Origin of the sequence: Nitrobacter sp. 62-23 (assembly GCF_001897285.1) — a bacterium.
Lineage (GTDB): Bacteria > Pseudomonadota > Alphaproteobacteria > Rhizobiales > Xanthobacteraceae > Nitrobacter.
Genome location: NZ_MKSM01000053.1, coordinates 1 through 1,853, shown reverse-complemented (window position 1 = coordinate 1,853; position 1,853 = coordinate 1). Strand labels below are relative to the sequence as shown.

Genomic DNA, 1,853 nt, shown 5'->3' with positions numbered 1-1,853 from the left:
AAGCCCGGCAGAATCAGGATGTACACCTCGGGATGACCGAAGAACCAGAACAGATGCTGGAACAGCACCGGATCGCCGCCGCCGTCAGCCGCGAAGAACGTGGTGCCGAAGTTGCGGTCGGTCAGAAGCATCGTGATCGCGCCCGCCAGAACCGGCAGCGACAGCAACAGCAGGAACACCGTGACCAGGATCGACCACACAAACAGCGGCATCTTGTGCATGGTCATGCCAGGCGCGCGCATGTTGAAGATCGTGGTGATGAAGTTGATCGCGCCCAGAATCGAGGAAGCGCCGGCCAAGTGCACCGAGAGGATCACGAAGTCCACCGACGGACCCGGATGCCCGCTCGTCGACAACGGCGCATACAGCGTCCAGCCCGTGCCCGCGCCGCTCGCTCCCGGCTCGCCCTCCATCACCGTCGACAGCAACAGCAGCGCAAACGCCGCCGGAAGCAGCCAGAACGAGATGTTGTTCATGCGCGGAAACGCCATGTCGGGCGCCCCGATCATCAGCGGCACGAACCAGTTGCCGAAGCCGCCGATCATCGCCGGCATCACCATGAAGAAGATCATGATCAGGCCGTGCGACGTCACAAACACGTTGTACTCGTGCGCAGGATGGAAAACCTGCACCCCGGGATACATCAGTTCCGCCCGGATGCCCATCGACATCAGGCCGCCGATGATCCCCGCAACGATGGCGAACACCAGGTACATGGTCCCGATGTCTTTATGGTTGGTCGAATATGCAAAGCGCCGCCACCCGGTCGGATGGTGCGCATGATCATCATGATCGTGGTCGTGAGCAGATGCTGCGGTTGCCATTGTTAAATCCTGTCGTTTACGTCCCTGGACCTTGGAAGTCCTCGAACCTCGGGGCTTTGCGAACCTCGGGGCTTGCAACCCCCGGGAACCAGCCCCGGGGCTTGCGAAACCTTGTGGGCTTTGTGAGCCTTGCGGCTGCCGCCCTCGCCTAGCGCATCACGTCGGCGGCCGACGCCACCGCGTTCGCCGGATTCGAAGCAAACTTCTTCTTCGCGGTCTCAACCCAGGCCGTAAAGTCCTGATCGCTCACAACCCGCACCGCGATCGGCATGAAGGCGTGATCCCGGCCGCACAGCTCCGAACACTGGCCGTAGAACATCCCGGTCTTGGTGGCCTTGAACCAGGTCTCGTTGAGGCGACCCGGTATCGCGTCGATCTTGATCCCAAACGCAGGAACGCCAAACGAATGAATGACGTCCGCCCCGGTCACCTGCACCACGACCACCTTGTTCACCGGAACGACCAGCTCGTTGTCAACCGCCAGCATCCGGGGCTGCTTGTCCTGCGCAATCAGCGAGTCAAACTCAAACTTGCCGTTGTCCGGATAGGTGTAGCTCCAGTACCACTGCTTGCCCGTCGCCTTAATCGTCAGGTCCGCCTTCGGAATGTCAAGCTGTTCAAACAGCAGGCGGAACGAGGGGATCGCAATGCCGACCAGGATCAGAACCGGGATGATCGTCCACGCAACCTCGATCATCGTGTTGTGGGTCGTCTTCGAGGGCACCGGATTGGCCCGCGCGTTGAAACGCAGCATCGCAATCACAAGAAGCGCCGTCACAAACAGCGTGATCACAGAGATCACAACCAGAAGCCCGCTATGCATCCGGGCAATGCTCTCCATCACCGGAGACGCCGCCGCCTGAAAATCAATCCCCCAGGCATGCGGCTGGCCAGTGGCCTCCTCCGCAAACGCTGAGCCACCCGCGGCTGCCGCCGCAAACCCAAACAACAATCCCAGAAACCGGCGGCCAAACCGGCGGCCAATCTGGCCATTCGACATCTTCATGCCGCTCGCGCTCCTTGTCATAA

Annotated in this window: 2 protein-coding genes; both read right to left on the bottom strand. The window is 61.0% G+C overall.

The genetic code is table 11. The features are described from left to right. A partial coding sequence (locus BGO16_RS04580; protein WP_292617411.1) for a cbb3-type cytochrome c oxidase subunit I occupies positions 1 to 824 on the bottom strand: 824 nt, incomplete at its 3' end. A gap of 148 nt (positions 825 to 972) precedes the next feature. Beyond that, the gene (gene coxB, locus BGO16_RS04575; RefSeq protein WP_292617412.1) at positions 973 to 1,830 is read right to left on the bottom strand and encodes a cytochrome c oxidase subunit II; all 858 of its coding nucleotides are present in this window, start codon (positions 1,828 to 1,830) and stop codon (positions 973 to 975) included. Between the last annotated feature and the right edge of the window lie 23 nt (positions 1,831 to 1,853).